General features: G+C 48.6%; 2 protein-coding genes. One reads left to right on the forward strand and one right to left on the reverse strand.

Going from position 1 to position 1,805, the window contains the following annotated elements:
• On the forward strand, nt 1–522 hold a 522-nt coding region (locus AC06MN_RS11125; RefSeq protein ID WP_475672452.1), incomplete at its 5' end, for a hypothetical protein.
• Between the two features lie 179 nt (nt 523–701).
• On the opposite strand, the gene tnpC is transcribed toward AC06MN_RS11125, so the two are convergent.
• Nucleotides 702–1,805, reverse strand: a 1,104-nt coding sequence (gene tnpC, locus AC06MN_RS11130) for an IS66 family transposase (RefSeq protein WP_475672453.1), incomplete at its 5' end; no start/stop codon positions are given.

Raw genomic sequence — 1,805 nt, forward strand, 5'->3', positions numbered from 1 at the left:
GGTGCTGATAGTTACATTATTTATCGTTCTACATCTGCAAATGGCACATATTCACAAATAGGAACATCATACTCGTGCTCATATAGCGATGAAGCTTGTAAAACCGGGAACAACTATTATAAAGTAGCGGCCAAGAATTCAGTTGGTGTTGGCCCTAAGAGCAATTATTGTTTGGTTTCTATAAGCAATGATTCATATAGGCCTGATTTTTCTTCAATAAAAGGCTCCGATTCAGGATACAAACTTACTTTCACTTGGAAAGCTGAATCAGGAACTGGGTATGGAAAACCAGACAAAGTAACTCTTTCCTACTATTATAACATAACTGATTCAAGAAGGGAACTCCAAACTAAAGAGTTTTCCGGTTCGCAGGCATCTTCGGGCTCATATAGCTTCAGTGATTGCCGATACCTGATGGATTCATACAATAGAGTTCAGGTACAATTCACTATTTCAAATAGTATTGGGCAAAATTCTTATACGGTAACATACTACAATGGATCATTTTCAGGAACTTTTTAATGATGATTCGAAGTAATATGCGAGATGAATAAATTGAATAAAGAGAAAGCGTCCGGCCAGATACATATCGGTTTCTGTAGGATTGTGGCATAACTTTGCGCAGTTTGGCGAAGTCTGCAAAGTTTTGTAAAGTTCAGCGAAGTTTGACCAAGTTCGATAAAGTCGGCGAAGCCCACCGATTACTTTGATTCCTCTATGGAAGCCTCCTCTTCGGCGGCCTTCCTTTTCGCCCTTGATTTCAGGATGGCGGCCACGTGTTCCGCTTCGGTCGTGTGATGGACCATCGCGTGGGATTCCGGATGGGTCTTCTTCCATTCTCCGGGAAGAAGCATCTCCAGCGATGCGAAGTCATCCGGGGCAATGCCCCTCATCTGCGGCATCACATCCATCATCCATTCCCTCGGATTGACGTCCGCCTTGTTGCAGGTGGCGATGAAGGAGTAGATCATGGCGGCGCGGTATGCGGCATCGTGGTTGTGGCAGTAGCCGTAGTTGTTCAGTCCGACCTTCAGCGGTCGTATGACCTCCTCGATGTCATTGTTGTCCGGCCTGAAGCGGCCGTCGTTTACATATCTGGCCAGCTTCGGCATGTGCGTGAGAGCATAGTTCACAGCCTTGCACATCGGGGATTTCTCGGGATACATGCCGACCTTCGTGTAAAGCCAGGTCTCCAGATCCTTGATCACAGGGTACGCCTCCTTCTGCCGTTTCTCTTTCCTCTCATCAAGGTTGAGTCCGGCGATGTCCGCATCGTGCTCGATTGAGTACAGCCTGTTGATGGCTGCAATAGCTGTCTTTGCTGTCGCTTCGTCTTCCGCCAAACCGGCAATGAAGTATCTTCGACAGTGGATCCAGCACCCGAGCATCACCTTGGTGGGGTCTTTCTCGAACTGCTCGTACAGCGCGCTGGCATCGGTCTGCACCGCACCGTTGTACGACTTCAGAAGGGACCTGGCTATCTCGTTGTTCTTCTTGCCAAGTTCATACTGGAACACCACGTCAGGACCCAGAGCATCGCTCAACGCCCATATCGATACGGCCTGCACCTTGTGCGTGTCCTCATTATAGACGCTGAACGCACTCTCGTCACAGTGTATGTACGGCGATTTCATCAGATGCCGTCGCAGAGTATTGTATAATGGATGGAGCAGGTCGCACGTTCGGTTGTGCCAATCATCCACCGTCGAACTGCTCCCCGTGACTCCGGCCTCCTTGTATTGCTGTATCACCCTGTAGTGAGGCATGTGGTAGAAGAACTTCTGCACCTCAAGGTCCGCCAGAGT

The sequence above is a fragment of the Candidatus Limimorpha sp. genome (genome assembly GCF_056203535.1).